The organism is Acinetobacter sp. ANC_7503 (assembly GCF_056780035.1).
Map to the genome: position 1 here is coordinate 1 of NZ_JBWYJA010000041.1, position 264 is coordinate 264.

Consider the following 264-nt stretch of genomic DNA (forward strand, 5'->3'; position numbering starts at 1 on the left):
TCGCAGCAGAATTAGTATCGAGCTTCGCAACAATTTCTTCCAATGTCATACGACCTTGACCAATATGTTCGTTGTCTTGGAACACCATTGGGACAGCCATGATTTTGCGTTCTTCAACTTCGTCTTGGAAGAATGCACCATCAATCATGGTTGCAGTTGTGCCAGGGTTGTAGATTGCGATCAAGTTAAGTGCTTGAACCACATCTGGACAGTTATGACAGCTTAAAGATACGAATACGTCAAAGTCAGATTTGATTTCTAAAG

The 264-nt window shown here is 41.7% G+C and carries 1 protein-coding gene; it reads right to left on the reverse strand.

Features of this window, described 5'->3' with window-relative positions; genetic code table 11:
• Positions 1 to 264: thioredoxin family protein (locus tag AC1M9M_RS14870; protein WP_481596718.1), on the reverse strand; the 264-nt coding region annotated here is incomplete at both ends.